At 40.7% G+C, this 22,151-nt stretch carries 20 protein-coding genes; 19 read left to right on the forward strand and 1 reads right to left on the reverse strand.

What is annotated here, in order from left to right; translation table 11 throughout:
* Position 1: 1 nt before the first annotated feature.
* The 5 genes from dapA (at position 2) to SB775_RS01475 (ending at position 6,492) form a co-directional block, all read left to right on the forward strand.
* Positions 2-871, forward strand: a complete 870-nt coding sequence (gene dapA, locus SB775_RS01455) for a 4-hydroxy-tetrahydrodipicolinate synthase (RefSeq protein WP_061462457.1) — start codon at positions 2-4, stop codon at positions 869-871.
* A gap of 285 nt (positions 872-1,156) precedes the next feature.
* Positions 1,157-2,827: a ribonuclease J gene (locus tag SB775_RS01460; protein ID WP_410860322.1), complete on the forward strand. Its 1,671-nt coding sequence runs from the start codon at positions 1,157-1,159 to the stop codon at positions 2,825-2,827.
* 124 nt (positions 2,828-2,951) lie between these two features.
* Entirely contained in the window at positions 2,952-3,698 is a 747-nt protein-coding gene (locus tag SB775_RS01465) for a ClpP family protease (RefSeq protein ID WP_061462459.1), read from the forward strand.
* Positions 3,695-3,922, forward strand: a complete 228-nt coding sequence (locus SB775_RS01470; RefSeq protein WP_061462460.1) for a YlzJ-like family protein — start codon at positions 3,695-3,697, stop codon at positions 3,920-3,922. The genes SB775_RS01465 and SB775_RS01470 overlap by 4 nt, the downstream gene beginning before the upstream one ends.
* Positions 3,923-4,161: 239 nt before the next feature.
* Complete coding sequence (locus SB775_RS01475) at positions 4,162-6,492, forward strand: DNA translocase FtsK (protein ID WP_089364406.1); 2,331 nt, start codon at positions 4,162-4,164, stop codon at positions 6,490-6,492.
* Between the two features lie 28 nt (positions 6,493-6,520).
* Here SB775_RS01475 and SB775_RS01480 read toward each other — a convergent pair whose 3' ends face one another.
* The gene (locus SB775_RS01480; RefSeq protein ID WP_089364431.1) at positions 6,521-6,820 is read right to left on the reverse strand and encodes a DUF6509 family protein; all 300 of its coding nucleotides are present in this window, start codon (positions 6,818-6,820) and stop codon (positions 6,521-6,523) included.
* 310 nt (positions 6,821-7,130) lie between these two features.
* Here SB775_RS01480 and SB775_RS01485 point away from each other — a divergent pair, with 310 nt between their 5' ends.
* From SB775_RS01485 to recA, 14 genes are all read left to right on the forward strand, one after another.
* Positions 7,131-7,856, forward strand: a complete 726-nt coding sequence (locus SB775_RS01485) for a GntR family transcriptional regulator (RefSeq protein WP_061462463.1) — start codon at positions 7,131-7,133, stop codon at positions 7,854-7,856.
* Positions 7,857-8,017: 161 nt separating this feature from the next.
* The gene (locus tag SB775_RS01490) at positions 8,018-9,118 is read left to right on the forward strand and encodes a BMP family lipoprotein (RefSeq protein WP_410860323.1); all 1,101 of its coding nucleotides are present in this window, start codon (positions 8,018-8,020) and stop codon (positions 9,116-9,118) included.
* A 214-nt stretch (positions 9,119-9,332) separates the two neighbouring features.
* Positions 9,333-10,868, forward strand: a complete 1,536-nt coding sequence (locus SB775_RS01495) for an ABC transporter ATP-binding protein (protein ID WP_089364408.1) — start codon at positions 9,333-9,335, stop codon at positions 10,866-10,868.
* Positions 10,861-11,904: an ABC transporter permease gene (locus tag SB775_RS01500; protein WP_410860324.1), complete on the forward strand. Its 1,044-nt coding sequence runs from the start codon at positions 10,861-10,863 to the stop codon at positions 11,902-11,904. The genes SB775_RS01495 and SB775_RS01500 overlap by 8 nt, the downstream gene beginning before the upstream one ends.
* A complete protein-coding gene (locus tag SB775_RS01505) occupies positions 11,905-12,864 on the forward strand; it encodes an ABC transporter permease (protein ID WP_089364410.1) in 960 nt (319 codons plus the stop codon). It begins immediately after the preceding gene.
* A gap of 202 nt (positions 12,865-13,066) precedes the next feature.
* The gene (yfmF, locus tag SB775_RS01510; RefSeq protein WP_410860325.1) at positions 13,067-14,347 is read left to right on the forward strand and encodes an EF-P 5-aminopentanol modification-associated protein YfmF; all 1,281 of its coding nucleotides are present in this window, start codon (positions 13,067-13,069) and stop codon (positions 14,345-14,347) included.
* The gene (yfmH, locus tag SB775_RS01515) at positions 14,347-15,633 is read left to right on the forward strand and encodes an EF-P 5-aminopentanol modification-associated protein YfmH (RefSeq protein WP_410860326.1); all 1,287 of its coding nucleotides are present in this window, start codon (positions 14,347-14,349) and stop codon (positions 15,631-15,633) included. Before yfmF ends, yfmH begins: the two co-directional genes overlap by 1 nt.
* 19 nt (positions 15,634-15,652) lie before the next feature.
* A complete protein-coding gene (gene ymfI, locus SB775_RS01520; RefSeq protein WP_089364413.1) occupies positions 15,653-16,378 on the forward strand; it encodes an elongation factor P 5-aminopentanone reductase in 726 nt (241 codons plus the stop codon).
* A gap of 81 nt (positions 16,379-16,459) precedes the next feature.
* A complete protein-coding gene (locus SB775_RS01525; RefSeq protein WP_061462470.1) occupies positions 16,460-16,717 on the forward strand; it encodes a DUF3243 domain-containing protein in 258 nt (85 codons plus the stop codon).
* 243 nt (positions 16,718-16,960) lie between these two features.
* Positions 16,961-17,752: a DUF3388 domain-containing protein gene (locus tag SB775_RS01530; RefSeq protein WP_061462471.1), complete on the forward strand. Its 792-nt coding sequence runs from the start codon at positions 16,961-16,963 to the stop codon at positions 17,750-17,752.
* An 8-nt stretch (positions 17,753-17,760) separates the two neighbouring features.
* Positions 17,761-18,669, forward strand: a complete 909-nt coding sequence (locus SB775_RS01535) for a helix-turn-helix domain-containing protein (protein WP_410860327.1) — start codon at positions 17,761-17,763, stop codon at positions 18,667-18,669.
* A gap of 160 nt (positions 18,670-18,829) precedes the next feature.
* On the forward strand, positions 18,830-19,414 hold the full coding sequence (gene pgsA, locus SB775_RS01540) for a CDP-diacylglycerol--glycerol-3-phosphate 3-phosphatidyltransferase (protein WP_034313524.1): 585 nt from the start codon (positions 18,830-18,832) through the stop codon (positions 19,412-19,414).
* 22 nt (positions 19,415-19,436) lie between these two features.
* A complete protein-coding gene (locus SB775_RS01545; RefSeq protein ID WP_410860328.1) occupies positions 19,437-20,669 on the forward strand; it encodes a competence/damage-inducible protein A in 1,233 nt (410 codons plus the stop codon).
* A gap of 346 nt (positions 20,670-21,015) precedes the next feature.
* Entirely contained in the window at positions 21,016-22,062 is a 1,047-nt protein-coding gene (recA, locus tag SB775_RS01550) for a recombinase RecA (RefSeq protein WP_061462474.1), read from the forward strand.
* The last annotated feature ends 89 nt before the right edge of the window (positions 22,063-22,151 follow it).

A 22,151-nucleotide genomic window follows, 5' to 3' on the forward strand; every position in this document is an offset into this window, starting at 1 on the left:
GATGATGATATTTGGTAGAGTATCAACCGCAATGGTCACCCCTTTTGATAGCAAGGGAAATGTAGATTTTCAAAAGACGACTACATTGGTTAATTACTTATTGACGAATGGAACGGATTCACTTGTGCTATCGGGAACAACAGGGGAATCTCCAACTTTATCTTCGGAGGAGAAAATCGCATTATTGCGTCATGTTTCTAAGGTGGTTGAAAAACGTGTGCCCATCATCATGGGTACAGGGAGCAATAATACGTATGCTTCCATCGAGTTGACAAAAAAAGCAGAACAAAATGGCGCCGATGCAATTATGCTGGTGGCCCCGTATTATAGTAAAACGAATCAAGAAGGTCTGTACCAGCATTTTAAAGCTATTGCAGCCAGCACCACTCTCCCTGTAATGATATATAATATCCCTGGGCGTGCTTCGGTTAACATTGAACCGGAAACGATCATCCGCCTTGCACAAATTCCTAATATCGTAGCCGTGAAGGAAGCAAGCGGGGATTTAAACGCTATGTCTCAAATCATAGCAGGAACGGATGATGATTTTGCATTATACAGTGGAGACGACGCTTTAACACTCCCTGTACTAGCGATTGGTGGTGTGGGTGTAGTTTCGGTTGCTTCACATATTGCTGGTAATGAGCTGCAGAAAATAGTGGAGGCTTTCATCAGTGGTAACCTGAAAGAGGCGGCTCAGCTGCATCAGGAACTGTTACCGCTTATTAAAGGTTTGTTTGCAGCGCCAAGCCCGGCACCTGTCAAAACAGCTCTTCAGTTATATGGAATAGACGTTGGATCGGTCAGACTTCCAATCGTGCCATTGACGGAGCAGGAGCGCCTTGCCTTAACTTCGATATTAAAAAAATAAAAATACACGGAACAAGCTGATCGTTGAAGATTGGCTTGTTTTTACATAAAGATGTATTTGAAATAGGATATATTTTTGTGGTTTCCTCCAAAATTCGATCGAAAGAGGATAAAACCATTCGAATAGTACATGGGATGAATGTCCCATACATACATGCAAAGTTTTATTAATGAATAAAAGAAAAAGTCCCTCTGAAAATGGTAAGTGTTGTCATGTTTTTTGAACATCAGTTATAATGAAATCATTGGGAAATTATGAACGGGATTTTTTAAGGAGGATATTCGATTGGGTAAAGATAAAAATAATGGGATAAAAGTCATTTCTCTTGGAGGACAAGGGGAACTTGGTAAAAATATGTACGTCGTTGAGGTGAATGATGACATCTATCTTCTTGATGCAGGGTTAATGCTGCCAGAAGAGGAAATGCTGGGAATCGATGCGGTTATTCCTGATATATCATATTTGATGGATAATAAGGAACGGGTGCAGGGGATATTCATTACACATGGTCATGAAGACCATATGGGAGCTCTTGCTTATGTTTTGAAATACTTACCGGTTCCTGTTTATGGAACAAAGCTTACACTTGCTTTAATCAAAACCAAATTAAAGGAAGATGGCTTTAACGGCAGGGCAACATTTACTGAAATCGATTCCGATTCTCTTTTAAGTTTCCCTCAAGCAGCCGTGTCTTTTTTCCGGACTAACCATAGTATCCCTGATTCTGTCGGAGTCGTGATCCACACGCGTGAAGGTGCAATCGTATATACAGGGGATTTCAAATTTGACCAAGCTGCGACCGGTCTTTATAAACCCGAAATCGGTAAAATGGCTAGTATAGGTGAAGAAGGTGTCCTATGCTTGCTTTCGGATAGTACGGGTGCTGAGAGGCCAGGTTACACGCCATCAGAAGCAGTTGTGGCCAGAGATATTACAGAGGCTTTCCTTGCTGCCTCCGGAAGGATCATCGTTGCGTGCTTCGCTTCTAACATCAACCGGATTCAGCATGTCTTCAATGCAGCGTCTGCAAGTCGCAGGAAAGTTGCAGTGGTAGGAAAAAGTCTGCAACGCGTTTATGAAACAGCCTTGAATCTTGGCTACCTGAAGGTCGAAGAAGAGCTGATCATCCCAATTAATGAAATTAGCCAGTATGACGACCGTGAAATCGTCGTGTTATCGACAGGTCATCAGGGGGAGCCAATTGCAGCCCTTCAAAAAATGGCAAAACAGACTCATAAGCAGGTAACGATCAAAAAGGGAGACACAGTTCTAATCAGTGCATCACCACTTCAGGGCGGCGAACTTATCTTATCAAAAACCGTCGATTTGCTGTACAGGGTAGGTGCGGAAGTGGTATCTGCTAATAAATATAAAGTGCATGTAACGGGGCACGGCAGCCAGGAAGAACTGAAAATGATGATCAATTTGATGAATCCTAAATTCTTTATCCCAGTACATGGGGAATACCGCCAATTATATGCCCATCAAAAAGTTGGGATTGCCGCAGGGATTAAACGGGAAAACATCATAATTGCCGAAAAAGGTGATGTCATCGAACTAAAGGGCAATAAAATGGGTCTATCCGGCAAAGTTTCTGCAGGAAATATCTTGATAGATGGCAGTGGTGTTGGAGATGTTGGTAATATCGTTCTTCGTGATCGTCGCTTGTTATCCCAGGATGGCATTTTGATTGTAGTCGTCACATTGAACCGTCAGGATAAAAGCATTGCAGCAGGACCTGAAATCATTACAAGGGGATTCGTTTATGTACGCGAATCAGAAAAAATGATTGGGGAAGCAACTGAAATAGTAAGTGAAATCGTGAAAAAAAATGGATCGCGCCAACCCTTCGATTGGTCCACTTTGAAGCAGGAAATGCGTGATGCATTGAACCAATTCTTCTATGAAAAAACGAAACGCCGTCCAATGATTTTACCAATCATCATGGAATATTAAGTAAAGAACCCCTGATTCGTCAGGGGTTCTTTTTTTTCGATTCAAACCTCTTATATCTTGAAGAATGAAGTCCGAGACTCGAGACATAATAAAGCTATAGGCTAAGAAGAAAGGGGTTGGCATAGTGGATAATGCACCATTACCAAATGAAAACGAAGGCCGGCAGGAAGGTAAGAATTCAACTTTAGTCGAAAAGATCCAGCAGCTGGGGGCTACTAATGTCCCGCAACTATCTCAGGACTCAAAAATCCATTGCTTAACAATCATTGGACAAATTGAAGGACATATGCAGCTGCCGCCTCAAAATAAAACGACCAAATATGAACATGTTATTCCACAAATTGTGGCAATTGAACAAAATCCCAATATTGAGGGGCTTCTTGTCATTTTAAATACAGTTGGAGGAGATGTCGAAGCGGGACTGGCCATCGCAGAGATGCTGGCTTCACTGTCCAAGCCGTCTGTCTCGATTGTGCTTGGGGGAGGTCATTCAATCGGTGTCCCGATTGCAGTTTCGTGTGATCATTCCTATATAGCAGAAACAGCAACGATGACGATTCATCCCATTCGTTTGACAGGTCTAGTCATTGGCGTGCCTCAAACCTTTGAATACTTGGATAAAATGCAAGAAAGAGTCATTAAGTTTGTTACGCGGCATTCCAATGTTACGGAAGAAAGTTTTAAGGATTTAATGTTTGCTAAAGGAAATTTAACCCGTGATATAGGCACGAATGTAATCGGGGCCGAGGCAGTTGAAATAGGTATGATCGATGATGTAGGAGGAGTGGGCCAGGCCATGAGAAAACTAAATAGCTTCATGGATGAAAGAAGGCCAAAAATAGCTGGGGAAGGGGAGGGGCTTCTGCAATGACGCTTTATACGATCGTTCCTGACGATGTCATTTTCCCTCATCACCATGAAAAGACGGCAAACTTAATAGAAATGATTTATAATGGTGTACATGTTATGGTTGAACATGACGGTGGACGCACGTTTCGCATTGATCGAATTGTGAGCACGGATCCAGAAGATTATATGAATGTACACATTCAGCCGGGAGCTGTCATCAATGTGTTCGAACATATGAGTACCTAGTAAAAACGACTAACTGAGGTAAATTATGATATACTGGAATGAAAATCAGCAGCCGCTTGGCTGCTTTATTCATTATACTGGCAAATTGTCAGCCTTAAGAAGAAATGGTACATATATCAAGGACAGGGACATATTTATTTGGTATAATCAATAAGCGAACGTTTGTTTCGTGAAGGGAAATCATGTTGTGATGTTGAATAGGAAAGTTAGAATAGTTTCATGAAGAATCAGGTGATATTATGGCAAAGAAGAAACGCAGAAAAAAGAAAAGTACAGAGAAGTTAAAAATAACGCTTAAATATGAATTGATCGGCCTCACTTTAATAGGTTTGGCCATCATTGCCATTGCCAAGCTAGGAGCAGTTGGAAAAGGGACGGTCTTTTTAATCCGCTTCTTCATGGGGGAATGGTATATCCTCTTTTTGTTGGGAGCGATTGCAGCTGGGTTCTATTTGATGATAAGGAGGGAGGTCCCTTTCCTGTTGAAACGGCAATTCATCGGGATGTACTTCCTTGTCGCGAGCATGCTCTTACTAAGTCATGTGACGCTGTTTAACATGCTTGCAGATGGGGGCCCGTTTACGAAGCCCAGCGTCATTTCGAATACATGGGAACTATTTTGGATGGAAGTGACCGGCAAGGCCAGCACAAAGGACCTCGGGGGCGGTATGATTGGAGCGATATTATTCGCTTCCTCATACTTTTTATTCGACGAAGCTGGATCGAAAATCATCTCATTCCTTTTTATCATTGTAGGTGCTGTATTATTGACCGGGAAAACTTTAGGTGAAGCCCTCGGGAAGTTTTTCATGAGTCTTGGCGGTTTTTTCAGTAAGCAATGGTCTGAATTCAGTGTTGATATGAAAACGTGGAATGAAGACAAAAAAGAAAAGAAAAAAAAACCCGTAAAAAAGAAGAAACGAGAAAAAGATCCGGAGGAAGAAACGGATCAGCCCCTTCATCAAGAAGAGGAGACACAGCAAATGGCGACGGAACGGATCATTTCCAGCTTTGCTGATAAAGCCTATAGCGACGAAACTGAAGTAATTCCGGTTGCGACGGAACCTGCAGCTGAAACTGCAGAAGAGCAGGAAGATGCCGTTCCGCCTATGAATTTTACTGAAGTGGAAAATAAAGAATATCTTTTACCGCCGCTTTCATTATTATTACAGCCCAAAAAAACGGACCAAAGCGGAGAGTACCAATTGATCCATGAAAATGCGGCAAAGCTTGAACGGACATTTCATAGCTTTGGAGTGAAAGCGAGGGTCACTCAAGTGCATTTAGGCCCAGCCGTAACCAAATATGAAGTGCATCCGGATGTAGGGGTGAAGGTAAGTAAGATTGTCAGCCTTTCCGATGACTTAGCCCTTGCACTGGCCGCGAAGGATATTAGGATCGAAGCGCCGATTCCCGGTAAATCGGCTATAGGAATTGAAGTTCCTAACTCCGAAGTGGCGATGGTGTCATTAAGGGAAGTGTTGGAGGCCAAAGAAGTTGACAAGCCTGATGCAAAACTGCAAATAGGCCTAGGGCGGAATATTTCTGGTGAAGCGGTTAAGGCGGAGCTCAATAAAATGCCGCATTTACTAGTAGCCGGAGCTACGGGCAGCGGAAAATCCGTTTGTATCAACGGAATTATCACGAGTATCTTGATGAGGGCAAAACCGCATGAAGTGAAAATGATGATGATCGATCCAAAAATGGTGGAGCTTAATGTCTATAATGGAATTCCCCACTTACTCGCACCTGTAGTGACAAATCCAAAGAAAGCTGCACAGGCCTTGCAAAAAGTAGTTAGTGAAATGGAAAGGCGCTATGAGCTATTTTCACATTCTGGTACGCGTAATATTGAAGGTTACAACGATTATATTAACCGATATAACATTGAAGAAGATGCAAAGCAACCGCTCCTGCCCTATATCGTAGTCATTGTCGATGAGCTGGCAGATTTGATGATGGTCGCCTCGAATGATGTTGAGGATGCCATAACACGGCTTGCGCAAATGGCAAGGGCTGCAGGCATCCATTTGATAATAGCCACTCAGCGGCCTTCCGTAGATGTTATTACAGGGGTCATTAAAGCGAACATCCCATCTCGGATTGCTTTTAGTGTCTCATCAATGACCGATTCGAGAACGATCCTGGACATGGGCGGTGCCGAAAAACTGTTAGGGCGGGGTGACATGCTCTTCCTGCCTGCAGGAGCTTCTAAACCCGTTCGCGTCCAAGGGGCCTTTTTATCCGACAATGAAGTCGAGGAAGTTGTCACATATGTCATTTCACAACAAAAAGCCCAATATAACGAAGAGATGATACCTGATGAAATTGCAGAAACTTCAAATGGTGAAGTCGAAGATAGTTTATACGGGGATGCCGTGTCCTTGATCATAGAAATGCAGACCGCATCCGTTTCCATGCTGCAGCGCCGTTTCCGGATTGGCTACACGCGGGCAGCAAGATTGATTGATGAAATGGAAACGAGGGGAATTGTCGGGCCATATGAAGGCAGTAAGCCACGAAATGTATTGGTCACTAAAGATGAACAGGATGAAGCGCATTTATCATAGGAAAAAAACCGGGCGGCTGCCCGGTTTTTTAATTCTTCATCGCCTCATCTAAATGTTTAAGACAGAAGTCGGAAATCATCGCTTCTTCATCTTCCTCTAAATCGAATTCGAGTGCGGCTTCGTTCCCTTTTTCAAAAATATCATATTTAATCAGCTTGCCTATTTGTTCTTCCACTACAAAAAGTACCCGGATATATAAACCATTTTCCGAAAAGAGCTCATCCTCTTCCGGCACTTCAATATCCAAGAACAACTCGTAACGCTCCCCGGTTAAAATTCCGAATGGATCATTCAATTTTTCAATCGTGTATTCTGTAATCTTTAACATCATGTGTACATCCCTTCAAAGAAGATAAATCTTATTATACAGGAAAACGGTGCCTTGAAAAGAAAGCTGGCTGCATTCATCTTGCATTTTCAAAAAAAAAATATCTGATTTAGGAGAATAATCGTACAACTTTCGCGGCCATCCCTAGACGGAAAGACATAGAGGAGGGTAATTTATCCTAAATTCTTTTAAAGTAAATAGTAAAACACTATTTATTTATATCAAAAAAAATGTTATATTATTTTCGATTAGTAGGAATGATTCAACATCAGAGGTCTGATGTCTTAAGAAATTAGCTGGGGGAAACTGTATGTCAATAAAATCAGATAGTCGACATTTATATTTGCAGGTCATTGATTACCTGAAGCAGGATATTGAAGCAGGAGTCTATCAGGAAAATGAAAAATTCCCTTCAGAATTCGATCTTGCAAAAAAATTGGGAGTGAGTAGGGCGACACTTCGAGAAGCGCTGCGAATTTTAGAAGAAGAAAACGTCATCATTCGCCGCCATGGAGTTGGGACCTTTGTCAATCCAAAACCTCGCTTCACTTCAGGTATCGAGCAATTAAAAAGTGTCACGAACATGATTGAAGAGGCAGGAATGAAGCCGGGTACGATTTTCTTAAGCTCGACGACCCAAGAAGCTACAGAAGAGGATATACAAAGGTTTTCTTGTTCACCAGATGAACGCATCGTCATCATTGAACGTGTAAGGACAGCGAATGGCGAACCAGTTGTCTACTGTGTTGACAAAATTCCTGAATCAATACTATCAGAAAATTTTGACCGTAATGATGAGTCTCTTTTTGATATTTTGGAAAGAGATGCGAATCGAAAAATTACGCATGCCGTAGCAGAGATTGAGCCTATTGGATATCATGAGAAGGTTTCTCCTATCCTTAAATGTTCGCCAGAAGCCGCACTCCTCGTTCTAAAGCAGATGCATCTGGATGATTGGGACCAGCCTATCCTGTATTCTGTTAACTACTTTAAAGCCAATATGTTCAGTTTTCATGTCCTTCGTAAACGTGTGTAGTCCTTTTAGTCTGCATACGGTGAATGCAAGCGTTTGTTCGATTCCTTAAAAGTCGGTCAAGCGCTTGCAAAAAAAATTTAAAGAGAAGTGAAAACGCCAACATGAATGACTTTTCAGAACATTCCTGCTCAAAAAACTATGTATTTTAGGGGGATAAAAATTTGAAAAAGCGCAAATTAGGCCTAGCTCTTTCACTTGTTCTTGCAGCTGGAACGCTACTAGGAGCATGTGGTAATTCAGAGAATGATGATAAAAAATCTTCAAATGGAAAAGACAAAAAAGATAACTTCACAGTATCGATGGTAACCGATATTGGTGGTATCGATGACAAATCCTTCAACCAATCTGCTTGGGAAGGCCTTCAGGCGTTTGGAAAAGACAATGGATTGGAAAAAGGAAAAGACGGCTATAATTACCTTCAGTCAAAATCAGATTCCGAGTATACGACGAACCTAAATACTCTTGTTAAAGAAGATTACAATCTTATCTACGCTATCGGCTATGCATTAGCCGAATCTGTTGATGAAGTAGCAACACAGCGTCCTAAATCTCATTTTGCGATCGTTGATAGTGTTGTTAAACAAGATAACGTAGCAAGCATCGTTTTTAAAGAACAGCAAGGTTCATTCCTAGTAGGTGTTATTGCTGGCTTGCAGACAAAATCGGATAAAGTTGGCTTCATCGGTGGTGTGGATTCTAAACTAATTAAGAAATTTGAAGTAGGCTTTAAAGCTGGTGTTCTCTCTGTTAATCCTAATGCAAAAATTACAGCACAATATGCAGGATCGTTTGGTGATGCGGCAAAAGGACAACAAATGGCCAACAACATGTATTCTTCAGGAATTGATATCATTTACCAAGCAGCTGGCGGAACTGGAAACGGCGTCTTCACATCTGCTAAGGAATTGAAGAAAAAAGATCCTAAAAAAGACATTTGGGTTATCGGGGTAGACCGTGACCAAAAAGAAGAAGGCGCATTGAAAGTCAATGGCAAGGACTACAATGTCACTTTGACTTCCATGGTAAAACGAGTGGATGTAGCAGTACAAGATTTAGCGAAAAAGACAAAAGAGGGTAACTTCCCTGGTGGAGAAACCATTGAATATGGTCTTGAAGAAAACGGAATCATGATTTCAAAATCTCAAGAAAATGTAACCAAGGAATCATTAAAAGCGGTTGAAGAATATGTTAAAAAAATTAAATCTGGTGAACAAAAAACTCCTGGAACAGAAAAAGAGTTGAAGGAATTAGGATTTAAATAATTCAAGCATAACATGATAAGGAGAGAAGAAGGCCTGTCAAAGGCCTTCAAATCCTTTTCATACTGAAAAAAAGCCGAATGAAAGACTATGAAAAAGTTTGTAGTTTTTCATTTGGTTTTTTATAAAAGAAAACCAATTAATGAGAACTATTAGGAATTTATCATATCTCCTAGTTAGGTATCAGAATCCTCATTTCTATAGGAGTTGATTATACGTGGAACATGTAATTGAGATGCTTAATATACGCAAAGAATTTCCTGGTATTATTGCAAATGATAATATAACCCTTCAAGTGAAAAAAGGGGAAATTCACGCATTGCTAGGTGAAAATGGAGCTGGTAAATCCACGCTCATGAATGTGCTTTTCGGATTATATCAACCAGAACAGGGAGAAATCCGAGTAAATGAGCAGATTGTTCAGATTACAAGTCCGAATGTTGCCAATGACCTCGGAATTGGGATGGTGCATCAGCATTTTATGCTGGTTGATCCATTTACAGTTACCGAAAATATCATTCTAGGAAAAGAACCATCGAAATATGGAAAAGTTAATGTAAAAGGAGCGAGTGAAGAGGTAAGGGAACTTTCTGAACGATATCATTTAAGCGTAGATCCAGATGCGAAAATTGCGGATATATCGGTGGGGATGCAACAAAGAGTAGAGATTTTGAAAACCTTGTACCGTGGTGCTGAAATTCTGATTTTTGATGAACCTACTGCGGTTTTGACACCACAGGAAATAAAAGAGTTAATAACAATTATGAAAGCTCTTATTAAAGAAGGAAAGTCGATTATCCTGATTACACATAAGTTAAAAGAAATTATGGAAGTTTGCGACCGAGTCACGGTTATTAGAAAAGGTAAAGGTATAGGTACAGTGAACGTAAAGGATACAAATCCTGATGAACTAGCCAGTTTAATGGTTGGACGGGATGTGGTTTTTAAAACAGATAAATCGGTAGCAATTCCGCAAGAAGTCGTTTTAGAAGTGAAGAATCTGGAAGTGAAGGATTCCCGTGGTGTATCAGCCGTTCATAACCTTGACCTATCAGTTCGTGCCGGTGAAATTATCGGTATTGCCGGAGTGGATGGGAACGGACAATCTGAACTTATCGAAGCACTTACGGGATTGAAGAAAGTAGCTTCAGGTACTATAACATTAAACGGAAAACAAATACAAAATATGAAACCGCGTAAAATCACCGAATCTGGAGTAGGACATATACCTGAAGACCGTCATAAACATGGTCTTGTCCTTGATTTCAGCATTGGGGAAAATATCGTGCTACAAACTTATTATCAAGAGCCTTTTTCAACGGGAGGCATTTTACATTCGAAGAAAATATTCGAAAAAGCTCGTACTATCATAAAAGAATATGATGTCAGGACCCCTAATGAATATACACCGGCACGGGCACTATCAGGCGGTAATCAGCAAAAGGCAATTATCGGGCGTGAAGTCGACCGGAATCCTGATTTACTAATTGCAGCACAGCCCACACGTGGATTGGATGTTGGTGCAATCGAGTTCATCCATCGTCGATTGATTGAACAGCGTGATGCGGGGAAAGCTGTACTTCTCATATCTTTTGAATTAGATGAAATAATGAATGTCAGTGATCGAATCGCTGTTATTTATGAAGGGGAAATCGTTGCAATAGTTGATCCTAAAGAAACAACAGAACAGGAATTGGGATTATTAATGGCTGGAAGTAAGCGTTCGGAAGCAGGTGAAAGAGAGAATGTCTAAATATTTTTATAAGTTAACGAGTCCATTATTTGCTGTCATACTCGGATTGCTCGCCGGTGCCATTATCATGTTGGTCAGTGGGTATAATCCGGTTGCAGGTTATGGAGCAATGTTAGCGGGAATCCTAGGTGATTCCTACTATGCTGGAGAAACCTTAAGGACGATCATTCCTTATATTCTTGCTGGTTTAGCCGTTGCCTTCGCCTTTAGGACAGGACTGTTCAATATTGGAGTAGAGGGTCAATTAATTGTAGGTTGGCTTGCAGCGGTTTGGGGCGGTGTAGCTTTTGATCTTCCTAAGATCATTCACTTACCATTAGCAGTACTTGCTGGTGCTGCAGCTGGGTCTCTATGGGCTTTTATTCCTGGGTATTTGAAAGCTAAATTCCGTGTGCACGAAGTAATTGTATCCATCATGCTTAATTACACTGCTTTATATGTAACGAATTATTTAATTCAAAATGTTATTTCTGATAACCAGGACAAAACTGAACGGATTGCTGAAACAGCTTCTCTTCGTTCTCCATTTTTTGAGAGTTTAACAGACTTCTCCCGTCTTCACTGGGGAATCTTTATAGCGATCATTTGTGTATTTATCATGTGGTTCATCCTGGAAAAAACAAAAACCGGTTTTGAATTAAAAGCTGTTGGGTTTAATCAACAGGCTTCGGAATATTCGGGTATGAGCGTAAACAAAAATATTATTCTATCTATGGTCATTTCTGGTGCGTTTGCAGGACTTGCTGGAGCTATGGAAGGCTTAGGCACTTTCGGCTATGCAGCCATTAAAGGTGGATTCACGGGAATCGGCTTTGACGGGATTGCGGTCGCCTTACTAGGAGGCAACTCAGCGATTGGGGTCGTGTTAGCTGCTTTCTTGTTCGGTGGTCTTAAAGCAGGGGCAATCAATATGCCATTGGAGACCGGGATTCCAAGTGAAATTGTTGATATTGTCATAGCATTAATCATATTCTTTGTTGCATCAAGTTATTTTATTCGTTGGATTGTGCAACGCTTTAAGAAGGGGGCGAAATAAGTGGACTTTTATCAAGTGTTACAAATCATCATTCCGTCCATGATTGCTTATGCTGCCCCGCTGATTTTCACTGCGCTTGGTGGTGTGTTTTCTGAACGGTCTGGTGTTATCAATATAGGGTTAGAAGGGTTAATGGTAATTGGGGCTTTCACAGGAATCGTTTTTAACTTGATGTATGCAGATGTTTTTGGAGTTTGGACACCATGGCTATCCGTTGTTGTCGCCATGCTTGCTTCCCTGCTATTTTCAGCTCTTCATGCAGTGGCATCGATAACATTCCGAGCGGACCAAACGGTAAGTGGGGTTGCTATTAACTTACTGGCGGTTGGACTCACATTATTTCTAGTAAAGAAGATTTATGATAAAGGGCAGACGGATATAATTACGGAGACTTTCCCGAGGATAGATATTCCCTTGTTAAGTGATATTCCTTTTATTGGTCCAATCTTCTTCTCAAATGGTTACTATATTGCATATCTTGCCATTATCGTAGCAATTATCGTTTGGTATATCATTTTTAAAACTCCATTCGGACTTCGTCTCCGGGCTGTAGGGGAACATCCGATGGCTTCGGATACAATGGGCGTAAATGTAACGAAGATCCGTTATCAGGCTGTTCTTCTTTCAGGAGCTTTTGCTGGTATCGGAGGAGCAATCCACGCGACTTTATTTGCGAATGATTTCAGTCATACGACAATAAATGGGCAAGGTTTCATGGCCATTGCCGCAATGATCTTTGGTAAATGGAATCCACTTGGGGCCATGGGAGCTGCTTTATTCTTTGGTTTGGCACAAAGTTTAAGCATTGTCGGATCCAGTCTGCCATTCATAAAAGATATACCATCCGTTTTCTTATTAATTATGCCATATGTTCTGACGATCATTGCACTAACAGGTTTCATTGGACGTGCAGATGCTCCGAAAGCATCCGGACAGCCATACATCAAAGGGAAAAGATAAGTTATCTTAACCGGTCAGCAAACTGTGCTGGCCGGTTTTTTCTTTTGTTTAAGCAAAAGATCGGGCTGATAAAACAAAAAAAGTAGCTGTAACTTGCATGATTTTTCCTTTCACATGTATATTTTAAGTAGATGTTTAAAAGGGTCCCGATCTACAAACAATAAGCTAATAAAGGTGATTTATATAATGAGGAGGATTATTCATGTCTATTGCTTCCGATACAATTACGGAAAAAAACGGCTACAGGCTTCATGTGGTCCGTACGGATAAATATAAAACGAATACTCTCGTGCTGAAAATGAAAGCCCCGCTTACAAAAGAGGACGTTACATATCGTGCATTGTTGCCATATGTGTTACAAAGCAATACAAATAAATATCCTACAACACCCGAGCTTCGTTCGTATCTTGATGATTTATACGGGGCTGGGTTTTATGTCGATGTAGTTAAAAAAGGTGAATATCAAATCATAAGTTTCACGATCGATATCGTCAATGAAAAATTCCTTAGTGATTCAACGCCGCTTCTCGAAAAGGCTTTTGGATTATTATCTGAGGTGATCTTTAATCCGAAGAAGAATGGCGAAGCCTTTGACCCCAAAACCGTTTCCAATGAAATCCGTTCTTTAAAACAGCGGATTCAATCCATTTCCGATGATAAAATGCGTTATTCAGCAACACGGCTTGTAGAGGAAATGTGCAAAAATGAACCATATGCTTTAGAAGCTAGCGGTAATCTGCAAGACTTGGAAACGATAACGCCTGAGTCACTTTTCGCTTATTATAAAAAAATGCTGACTGAGGATGAAATCGATTTATATGTGATCGGTGACATCGATGAATCAGAAGTGGGGGCTCTAGCTGACAAGTATGTATCACTGAAAGAACGAATGCCGGTGAATATGACAAGGATTACGGGTAATGAAGTGGAGAAGGAAAAAGAAATCATTGAAAACTCGGATGTGAAACAAGGGAAATTGAATATCGGTTATCGAACCCATGTTGCATACGGTGATCCGGATTATTATGCTCTTCAGCTATTCAATGGGATTTTTGGCGGATTTTCACATTCGAAGCTTTTCATTAATGTCAGGGAGAAAGCAAGCCTTGCTTATTATGCAGCTTCAAGGCTAGAAAGTCATAAAGGTCTATTAATGGTCATGGCCGGCATTGAAAATGCCAACTACAAGCAGGCATTGGAAATCATTCATGCACAAATGAAGGAAATGAAGCAAGGGAACTTTTCCGAAGAAGAACTGGCACAGACGAAGGCGGTCGTTAAGAACCAACTCCTTGAAACCATTGACGTTTCGAGAGGACTTGTGGAAATTTTATATCATAATGTGGTTTCCGGGCAGGATATATCACTCGATGAGTGGTTTGCCAAAACAGAGCGGACGACAAAGGAAGAAATCATTGCAGTGGGTCAAAAGATTCAGCTTGATACGATTTATTTTCTAACAGAAGAGGAGGTGCAAGGGTAATGGAGAAAATAGCATTCAATCAATTGAAGGAAGAACTTTTCCATGAAAAAATGGATAATGGCCTCGAAGTATATATTCTTCCGAAAAGTGGGTTCAATAAATCATTTGCAACGTTTACGACGAATTATGGTTCAATCGACAACCATTTCAAACCCTTGAATCAAACGGAATTCTCGAAAGTACCTGATGGAATTGCACATTTTCTTGAACATAAGCTTTTTGAAAAGGAAGATGGCGATGTTTTTCAGCAATTCTCAAAACAGGGAGCTTCTGCAAATGCTTTTACTTCTTTCACCCGTACAGCTTATTTGTTTTCAAGCACGTCCGATTTCGAAAGGAATCTAACGACCTTAATCGACTTTGTCCAGGAGCCTTACTTTTCAGAAAAGACGGTAGAGAAGGAAAAAGGAATCATTGGGCAGGAGATCAATATGTATGATGATAATTCAGACTGGAGGCTGTATTTCGGGACGATAGCCAACATGTATCATCATCATCCAGTGAAAATTGATATTGCTGGTACTGTGGAATCCATTGCTGATATTACGAAAGATATGCTTTACGAATGTTATAATACGTTTTATCATCCAAGCAACATGCTCCTATTCATTGTAGGACCGGTAGATGTCGAAAGTACGATGAAGCTGATTCGGAATAATCAAAATAATAAAGACTATTACCAACAGCCTGAGGTGGAACGTAAATTTGATCAAGAGCCGGAAACCGTTGCCAAGGATAAAGAAATCTTAAAAATGAATGTTCATACACCAAAAGTGATGCTGGGCATCAAGGCCATCAATGTTAACCAAACCGGTTTAAAGCTTTTGAAAAGGGAATTGGCGGCTAATATTTATTTGGAAATGCTGTTTGGCAAAAGTTCACCATTGCATGAGGAGCTATACGAGAAAGGGTTGATCGATCAAAGCTTCTCTTATGATTATACTCAGGAGCAAGGTTTTGGGTTTGCGTTAATTGGCGGGGACAGTGCAAAACCTGATGAATTGACGGAGTCTTTATTTAGTATCCTGGAAAAATCTAAAGCCGGAACCGGCTTGAATGAAGAAAGCCTGCAAAGGACGATCAAGAAAAAAATCGGTTCTTTCCTTCGTTCTCTGAATTCGCCGGAATATATAGCGAATCAATTCACCAGGTACGCATTCAATGATATGAACTTGTTCGATGTGGTATCGGTTTTAGAAAAACTAACGATTGAAGATATAAGGGAGATCGCCAAGGACTTGATATCCGATGAACGGATGACTGTCTGCCAGGTACATCCTAAATAATATAAAAGGGGGCGGGAATGTGGGGAAACGTTTTGCCCTTATTACTGGAGCCAGCGGAGGAATCGGCAAGGAAATCGCTATAAAGCTCGCCGAGGAGAATTATTCACTTTATCTACATTATAACAGTAATGAAGAAGCGGTCCTTGAACTAATTGAAGAACTGAAGCCTCATCAAGTCGAACTTATTCCTGTTCAAGCGGATTTGGCTACACCGTACGGCTATAAGAAATTGGCGGAAAATATTTTCGCCCTTCATGCAATCGTCCTTAATAGTGGGAATAGCTATTATGGGCTCATATCGGACATGGATGAGAAAATCGTAAATGAAATGGTCCAGCTGCATGTAACGAGCCCTTTCCAATTAACAAAGGAACTGCTTCCGAAGCTGATGTACCAAGAACAGGCCGCTATTGTTGCGGTCACATCGATTTGGGGGCAGACGGGTGCATCCTGTGAAGTATTATATTCCATGGTCAAAGGCAGTCAAAATGCTTTTATCAAGGCGCTCAGCAAAGAAGTATCCCTTAATGGAATCCGGGTGAATGCCGTTGCCCCAGGAGCGATTTCCACTTCCATGCTCGAATCTTTCAGTGCAGAAGACTTGGAAATCATCAAAGGTGATATCCCAATGGGCAGGATGGGTAATTCAAAAGAAGTCGCCGAGGCCGTATACTATTTGCTTTCTGACAAGTCATCTTATATCACCGGACAAATTTTAGGAGTAAATGGTGGATGGTACACATGATTTTTTTAAAGACATGTATAATTTCCCCGATTCCTTCACAAAATATCTATGTACTATTTTGAAAGGAAAGGGTGACCATACATGTCTGTACTAGACAATTGGGATCAATGGAAAAATTTCTTAGGCGACAGATTAAATCAAGGTGAACAACAAGGTTTGTCAGATGGTGCTGTTACCGACTTGGCTTTCGAAATCGGTGATTACCTTGCGAAGCAAGTTGAGCCCCAGAATGAACAACAGAGAGTACTTGCTGATCTTTGGTCAGTTGCAAGCGATCAAGAAAAACATGCCATGGCAAGCGTTATGGTTAAGTTAGTCGAGAACAATGGAACAAGGTAAAAAATATCAATCCAAAGGCCCTGTTATTATTTAACAGGGCCTTTGGATTGATATTGATCACAATTTATCCCCATATATAAAAATGAATACTTTTTATAGGGTTTTTCCTTTTAACTTATCACGAAATGCTATATTATAGAAGCTAGACAATAATAACTAATGGGTGCAGACCTTTAAATTTACGATGGATAAGTTTTGCCCCTAATTTTAGGGTAAAAGCTTTTAGGCTTAAGGAGTGTTATCGTGGAGAATAAAGAATGGTATTTTGAATATGAAATTCAAGTCAACCGTCCAGGTTTATTAGGGGATATTTCATCCCTGCTGGGTATGCTGTCCATCAATATCATCACTATTAACGGGGTCGATGAAGGCAGGCGTGGTTTACTTTTGATGGCGAAAGATAGCCGTAACATAGAAAGATTCGAATCAATCCTCCATACGATGGATACGATAAAGGTCATTAAGCTTAGGGAACCTAAATTGCGTGACCGTCTCGCTGTCAGGCATGGAAGGTATATTCAGCGCGATGCTGATGAGAAAAACACCTTTAGGTTTGTACGTGATGAACTAGGCTTACTTGTCGATTTCTTGGCCGAGCTATTTAAACAGGAAGGTCATAAATTAATCGGGATACGAGGTATGCCACGTGTCGGAAAAACTGAATCTATCGTAGCCTCGAGTGTTTGTGCTAATAAGAGATGGTTGTTTGTGTCATCGACCCTTTTAAAGCAGACTATTCGCAGTCAGCTTATTGATGATGAATATAATAATGATAATTTGTTCATTTTAGATGGAATTGTTTCCACACGCCGTGCAAATGAGCGTCATTGGCAGCTGATTCGCGAAATCATGAGGCTTGATGCGGTTAAAGTCATCGAACATCCGGATGTTTTTGTCCAAAATACGGAGTATACTCTCGAAGACTTTGATTATATTATTGAATTGCGAAACAATCCAGATGAAGAAATAACATATGAAGTTGTCGACCAAAAAGACCAGTTTTCAGGGTCCAATTTTGGCTCCTTTGACTTTTAAAATGGCAGGTGTTTTATTTGACTGAGTTAGGTAATCGATTAAAGGAAGCTAGGGAAGCCAAAAGGCTTAGCCTAGAAGATTTACAGGAATTAACGAAGATTCAAAAGCGTTACCTGATTGGCATTGAAGAGGGAAATTACAGTATGATGCCTGGAAAGTTCTATGTACGGGCATTCATAAAGCAATATTGTGAAGCGGTCGGGCTGGATTCAGAAGAGATTTTCGAACAATATAAGAGTGAAGTGCCTTCAGTCTATAGCGAGGAATTGCCAGAACAGCTTTCAAGGGTCCAATCCCGGAAAACGATGCCGGCAGGGAATTCCAAGGTTGTAGAAATGTTACCTAAGGTCCTGGCTGCCGTTTTAGTCATTGGTGCGGCTGTATTGATATGGGTCCTGGTATCGAACTATATGAGTAAGCCGGATATTGATGATAAAAAGGGCGCTAAACAGAGCGAAGCCGTGGGTTACAATAAAAGTGATGGATTTAATGAAGAAAAAGAGAATCCAGACAAGAAACAGAATGATGTAAAAGCAGATTCATCTGATAAGAAGAATGAAGATGATTCAAATGTTAAAGATGAAAAGAAAGAGCAAAAGCTTGCCGTCATCAGTTCCAGCGGTAAAAATAGTACGTATGAATTGAAAAATACGGATACCTTTAAATTAAAGGTGACTTCCAAAGGCTCACCATGGGTAGGCATAAAAAATGGTGAAGGTAAATTACTATTCCAGGGCACCATCGACAATAATGAGAGCCAGGAAATTGATTTCACCAATGAAAAAGAAGCTGTCATCAATATTGGCAGAGCGTATGAAACTGAAATTTTTGTAAATGATGAGAAGCTGGAGTATTCTATTTCACCGACTGAAGTGAATACGCAATTGGTAACGATACAATTTACGAAAGCCGAATAGTCATCTTATAGATGACTATTTTTTCTCTATACAATATTAAGACCGGGTTTTGCTCTGCCTGGCATAAGATTGGTTTTGAGTTAAATTATACATATAAGCATTATTTTAGATCTATAACGCATTGCCCTAAAGGCAGGCGTAAATTTTGGAGGTAAAAGTTTTGAATCTGCCTAATAAGATTACAGTAGCAAGAATCTGTTTAATACCAGTATTTTTAATCATCATGCTCGTTCCTTTTTCTTGGGGGACGCTGACTTGGGGAGAATACAGTTTGCCAGTGGCACATTTAGCTGGTGCCATCCTCTTTATCATCGCTTCTACTACTGATTGGATCGATGGCCATTTTGCCAGGAAATATAATATGATTACTGATTTAGGGAAATTTTTAGATCCATTGGCTGATAAGCTTCTGGTTTCGGCTGCCCTAATTGTATTGGTTGATCTGGATTTAATGTACGGTCAGTCTTGGATTGCTATCGTGATCATTAGTCGTGAATTTGCAGTGACCGGTTTGCGTTTGGTACTGGCGGGTACAGGGGAAGTGGTTGCAGCGAACCAGCTTGGTAAAATTAAAACATGGGCACAAATTGTTTCTATTTCGGCATTATTGCTGCATAACCTTCCATTTGCCCTCATTTCTCTTCCGTTTGCTAATATCGCATTATGGATTGCATTGATTTTTACAATATGGTCAGGTTTGGATTATTTTATAAAAAACAAAGAAGTATTTGTTAATTCCAAGTAAAACGAATGGTGGTTTTGAAAAGATGGATGCAGAAATCATTGCAGTGGGCTCTGAGCTTCTTTTAGGACAAATCAATAACACTAATGGGAGATTCCTATCGCAGCAGTTTGCGGAAATGGGAATCAATGTTTTTTACCATACTGTAGTCGGGGATAACGACCGTCGTTTACAACAAGCTATAGAAATCGCTGAATCAAGGGCGAACTTGATCGTCTTTACAGGTGGACTAGGACCTACCAAAGATGATTTAACGAAGGAAACGATTGCTCGCCATATAGGGAAAAAGCTCGTTTTTAATGATGAGGCTTTGCAATCCATTGAAGCTTACTTCCAAAAACGGGACCGGCCGATGACGGAAAACAACAAGAAGCAGGCCCTTGTATTGGAGGGCAGTGAAGTGTTGGCGAACGATCATGGCATGGCACCGGGAATGGTCTTGTCCAAATCTGGGATTACATATATGCTTCTACCTGGTCCGCCAAGTGAAATGGAGCCGATGTTTTTAAGTTATGGTTATGAATCGATCATGAATAAATTGGATAAGCACGAACGAATCGATTCCAAGGTTCTTCGGTTCTACGGGATAGGTGAAGCCGAACTGGAAACGGTTATTGAAGATCTTCTTGTCAATCAAACGAATCCGACAATTGCTCCTCTGGCAGCCGAAGGGGAAGTGACGTTAAGGATTACCGCTAAAGACTCATCCAAAGAAAAATGCGAAGAGCTTATTTTAGAATCGGAAAAAGAAATCCTTAGCCGGGTAGGTAAGTTCTATTATGGAAGTGATAATACTTCGCTAATAAAGGAACTTGTAAAAGAATTAACGGTCCGCAAACTTTCAATCGCGGCAGCCGAAAGCTTGACAGGTGGAATGTTCCAAGAACAGCTGACAACCATCCCGGGGGCCGGTAAAGTTTTCAAAGGCGGCATTGTCAGTTATACGAATGATGCAAAGTCAAATGTACTTAGCGTCAGTGATGATACCATCTCAGAGCACGGGGTGGTCAGCGGTGAGTGTGCAATGGAAATGGCCTCTAATGTCCGGAAAAAGCTCGATGCAGACGTAGGCATAAGCTTTACGGGTGTCGCAGGACCGGATGAACAGGAAGGCAAGCCTGTTGGTACAGTATTCGTTGGCATTTCTTATCGGGATGGAAAGACTCATTTCAAAGAATTGAATCTTTCCGGAAGCAGGGCGCAGAACCGTATTCGCAGTGTGAAGTACGGCTGTCATTACCTGTTAAGGGATTTATAAACGCTGAAGCAGAGCTTTTTACGGCTCTGCTTTTTTATTTGGTTGAAAAAGTTTGTTTCTTGAAAAAACGGGGAAAAAGAAAAAAGTTAATTCAAAGAAAAAAGTTTTTAAAGTGAGTATGTGAATGGAAATGGGGATTTCCTCAAGATAAAATGGTTTTTTATAAAGAATATCCCGAAAGAAAAAAACGAATGAATGTTCGACTTTTTGCTTGGCAAAATAGTAAAAAGAGTATATAGTAAAGATAGGTTTTGAGACAGGATACAACCTTGATCTCAAATAATTGCTAACGTTAGAAAACCTTTAATCGGACAGCCGATTATTTGAATATAGAGGAGGAAATTGAGTGAGTGATCGTCAAGCGGCTTTAGATATGGCGTTAAAACAAATTGAAAAACAATTTGGTAAAGGTTCTATTATGAAACTTGGGGAACAGTCTGATCGAAGGATTTCAACGATTTCAAGCGGTTCTTTAGCATTGGACGTAGCATTGGGAGTAGGCGGATATCCAAGAGGTCGGGTCATTGAGATATATGGACCTGAAAGCTCCGGTAAAACGACTGTTGCATTACATGCTATTGCAGAAGTACAAAAGACTGGTGGCACGGCTGCATTCATTGATGCTGAGCATGCTCTAGATCCAGCATATTCAGAAAAACTTGGTGTGAATATTGATGAGCTACTGCTTTCACAGCCTGATACGGGTGAACAAGCCTTAGAGATCGCCGAAGCGTTAGTTCGAAGTGGAGCGGTAGATATCATAGTCATTGATTCGGTTGCCGCACTTGTTCCTAAAGCTGAAATCGAAGGTGAAATGGGAGATTCCCATATGGGTCTTCAAGCACGGATGATGTCTCAGGCACTTAGAAAACTGTCTGGTGCCATTAATAAATCAAACACCATTGCCATTTTCATTAACCAAGTCCGTGAAAAAATTGGTGTAATGTTTGGGAACCCAGAAACGACTCCGGGAGGCCGGGCATTGAAGTTCTATTCAACTGTTCGCCTGGAAGTGCGTCGTGCGGAACAATTAAAACAAGGTAATGAAATTGTCGGTAATAAAACTAAAATCAAAGTTGTAAAAAACAAGGTTGCCCCTCCATTCCGTCAAGCAGAAGTTGATATCATGTATGGTCAAGGGATTTCTCAGGAAGGTGAAATCATCGATATGGGTGCAGATCTTGATATCGTCCTTAAAAGCGGCTCATGGTACTCATATAATGAAGAGCGTGTCGGACAAGGCCGCGAAAATGCGAAGCTGTTCTTAAAAGAAAATCAGGATATCGCTCTGGAAATTTCTCAGAAAATCAGAGATCACTATAATCTTGATGGAGAACATGAATTGCCACCAGAGGAAAATGAAACAGAAGAACATTTTGAATTACTTGATTAATGGTAGGAAAAGGCCTAAGCTTGATAGCTTAGGCCTTTTCTATATATTGTGAGAAAAATGTGAAATTTCCAGCGGGTTAAATGGCTGTG

The sequence above is a fragment of the Peribacillus sp. SIMBA_075 genome, from assembly GCF_046534585.1.

Bases quoted from the DNA above. Each gene is read 5' to 3' on its own strand.
- yfmH (WP_410860326.1), top strand. From the start codon at position 14,347: ATGGAGAAAATAGCATTCAATCAATTGAAGGAAGAACTTTTCCATGAA.
- SB775_RS01470 (WP_061462460.1), top strand. From the start codon at position 3,695: ATGACGCTTTATACGATCGTTCCTGACGATGTCATTTTCCCTCATCAC.
- dapA (WP_061462457.1), top strand. From the start codon at position 2: ATGATGATATTTGGTAGAGTATCAACCGCAATGGTCACCCCTTTTGAT.
- SB775_RS01480 (WP_089364431.1), bottom strand. From the start codon at position 6,820: ATGTTAAAGATTACAGAATACACGATTGAAAAATTGAATGATCCATTC.
- SB775_RS01525 (WP_061462470.1), top strand. From the start codon at position 16,460: ATGTCTGTACTAGACAATTGGGATCAATGGAAAAATTTCTTAGGCGAC.
- yfmF (WP_410860325.1), top strand. From the start codon at position 13,067: ATGTCTATTGCTTCCGATACAATTACGGAAAAAAACGGCTACAGGCTT.
- SB775_RS01545 (WP_410860328.1), top strand. From the start codon at position 19,437: ATGGATGCAGAAATCATTGCAGTGGGCTCTGAGCTTCTTTTAGGACAA.
- SB775_RS01485 (WP_061462463.1), top strand. From the start codon at position 7,131: ATGTCAATAAAATCAGATAGTCGACATTTATATTTGCAGGTCATTGAT.
- SB775_RS01500 (WP_410860324.1), top strand. From the start codon at position 10,861: ATGTCTAAATATTTTTATAAGTTAACGAGTCCATTATTTGCTGTCATA.
- SB775_RS01475 (WP_089364406.1), top strand. From the start codon at position 4,162: ATGGCAAAGAAGAAACGCAGAAAAAAGAAAAGTACAGAGAAGTTAAAA.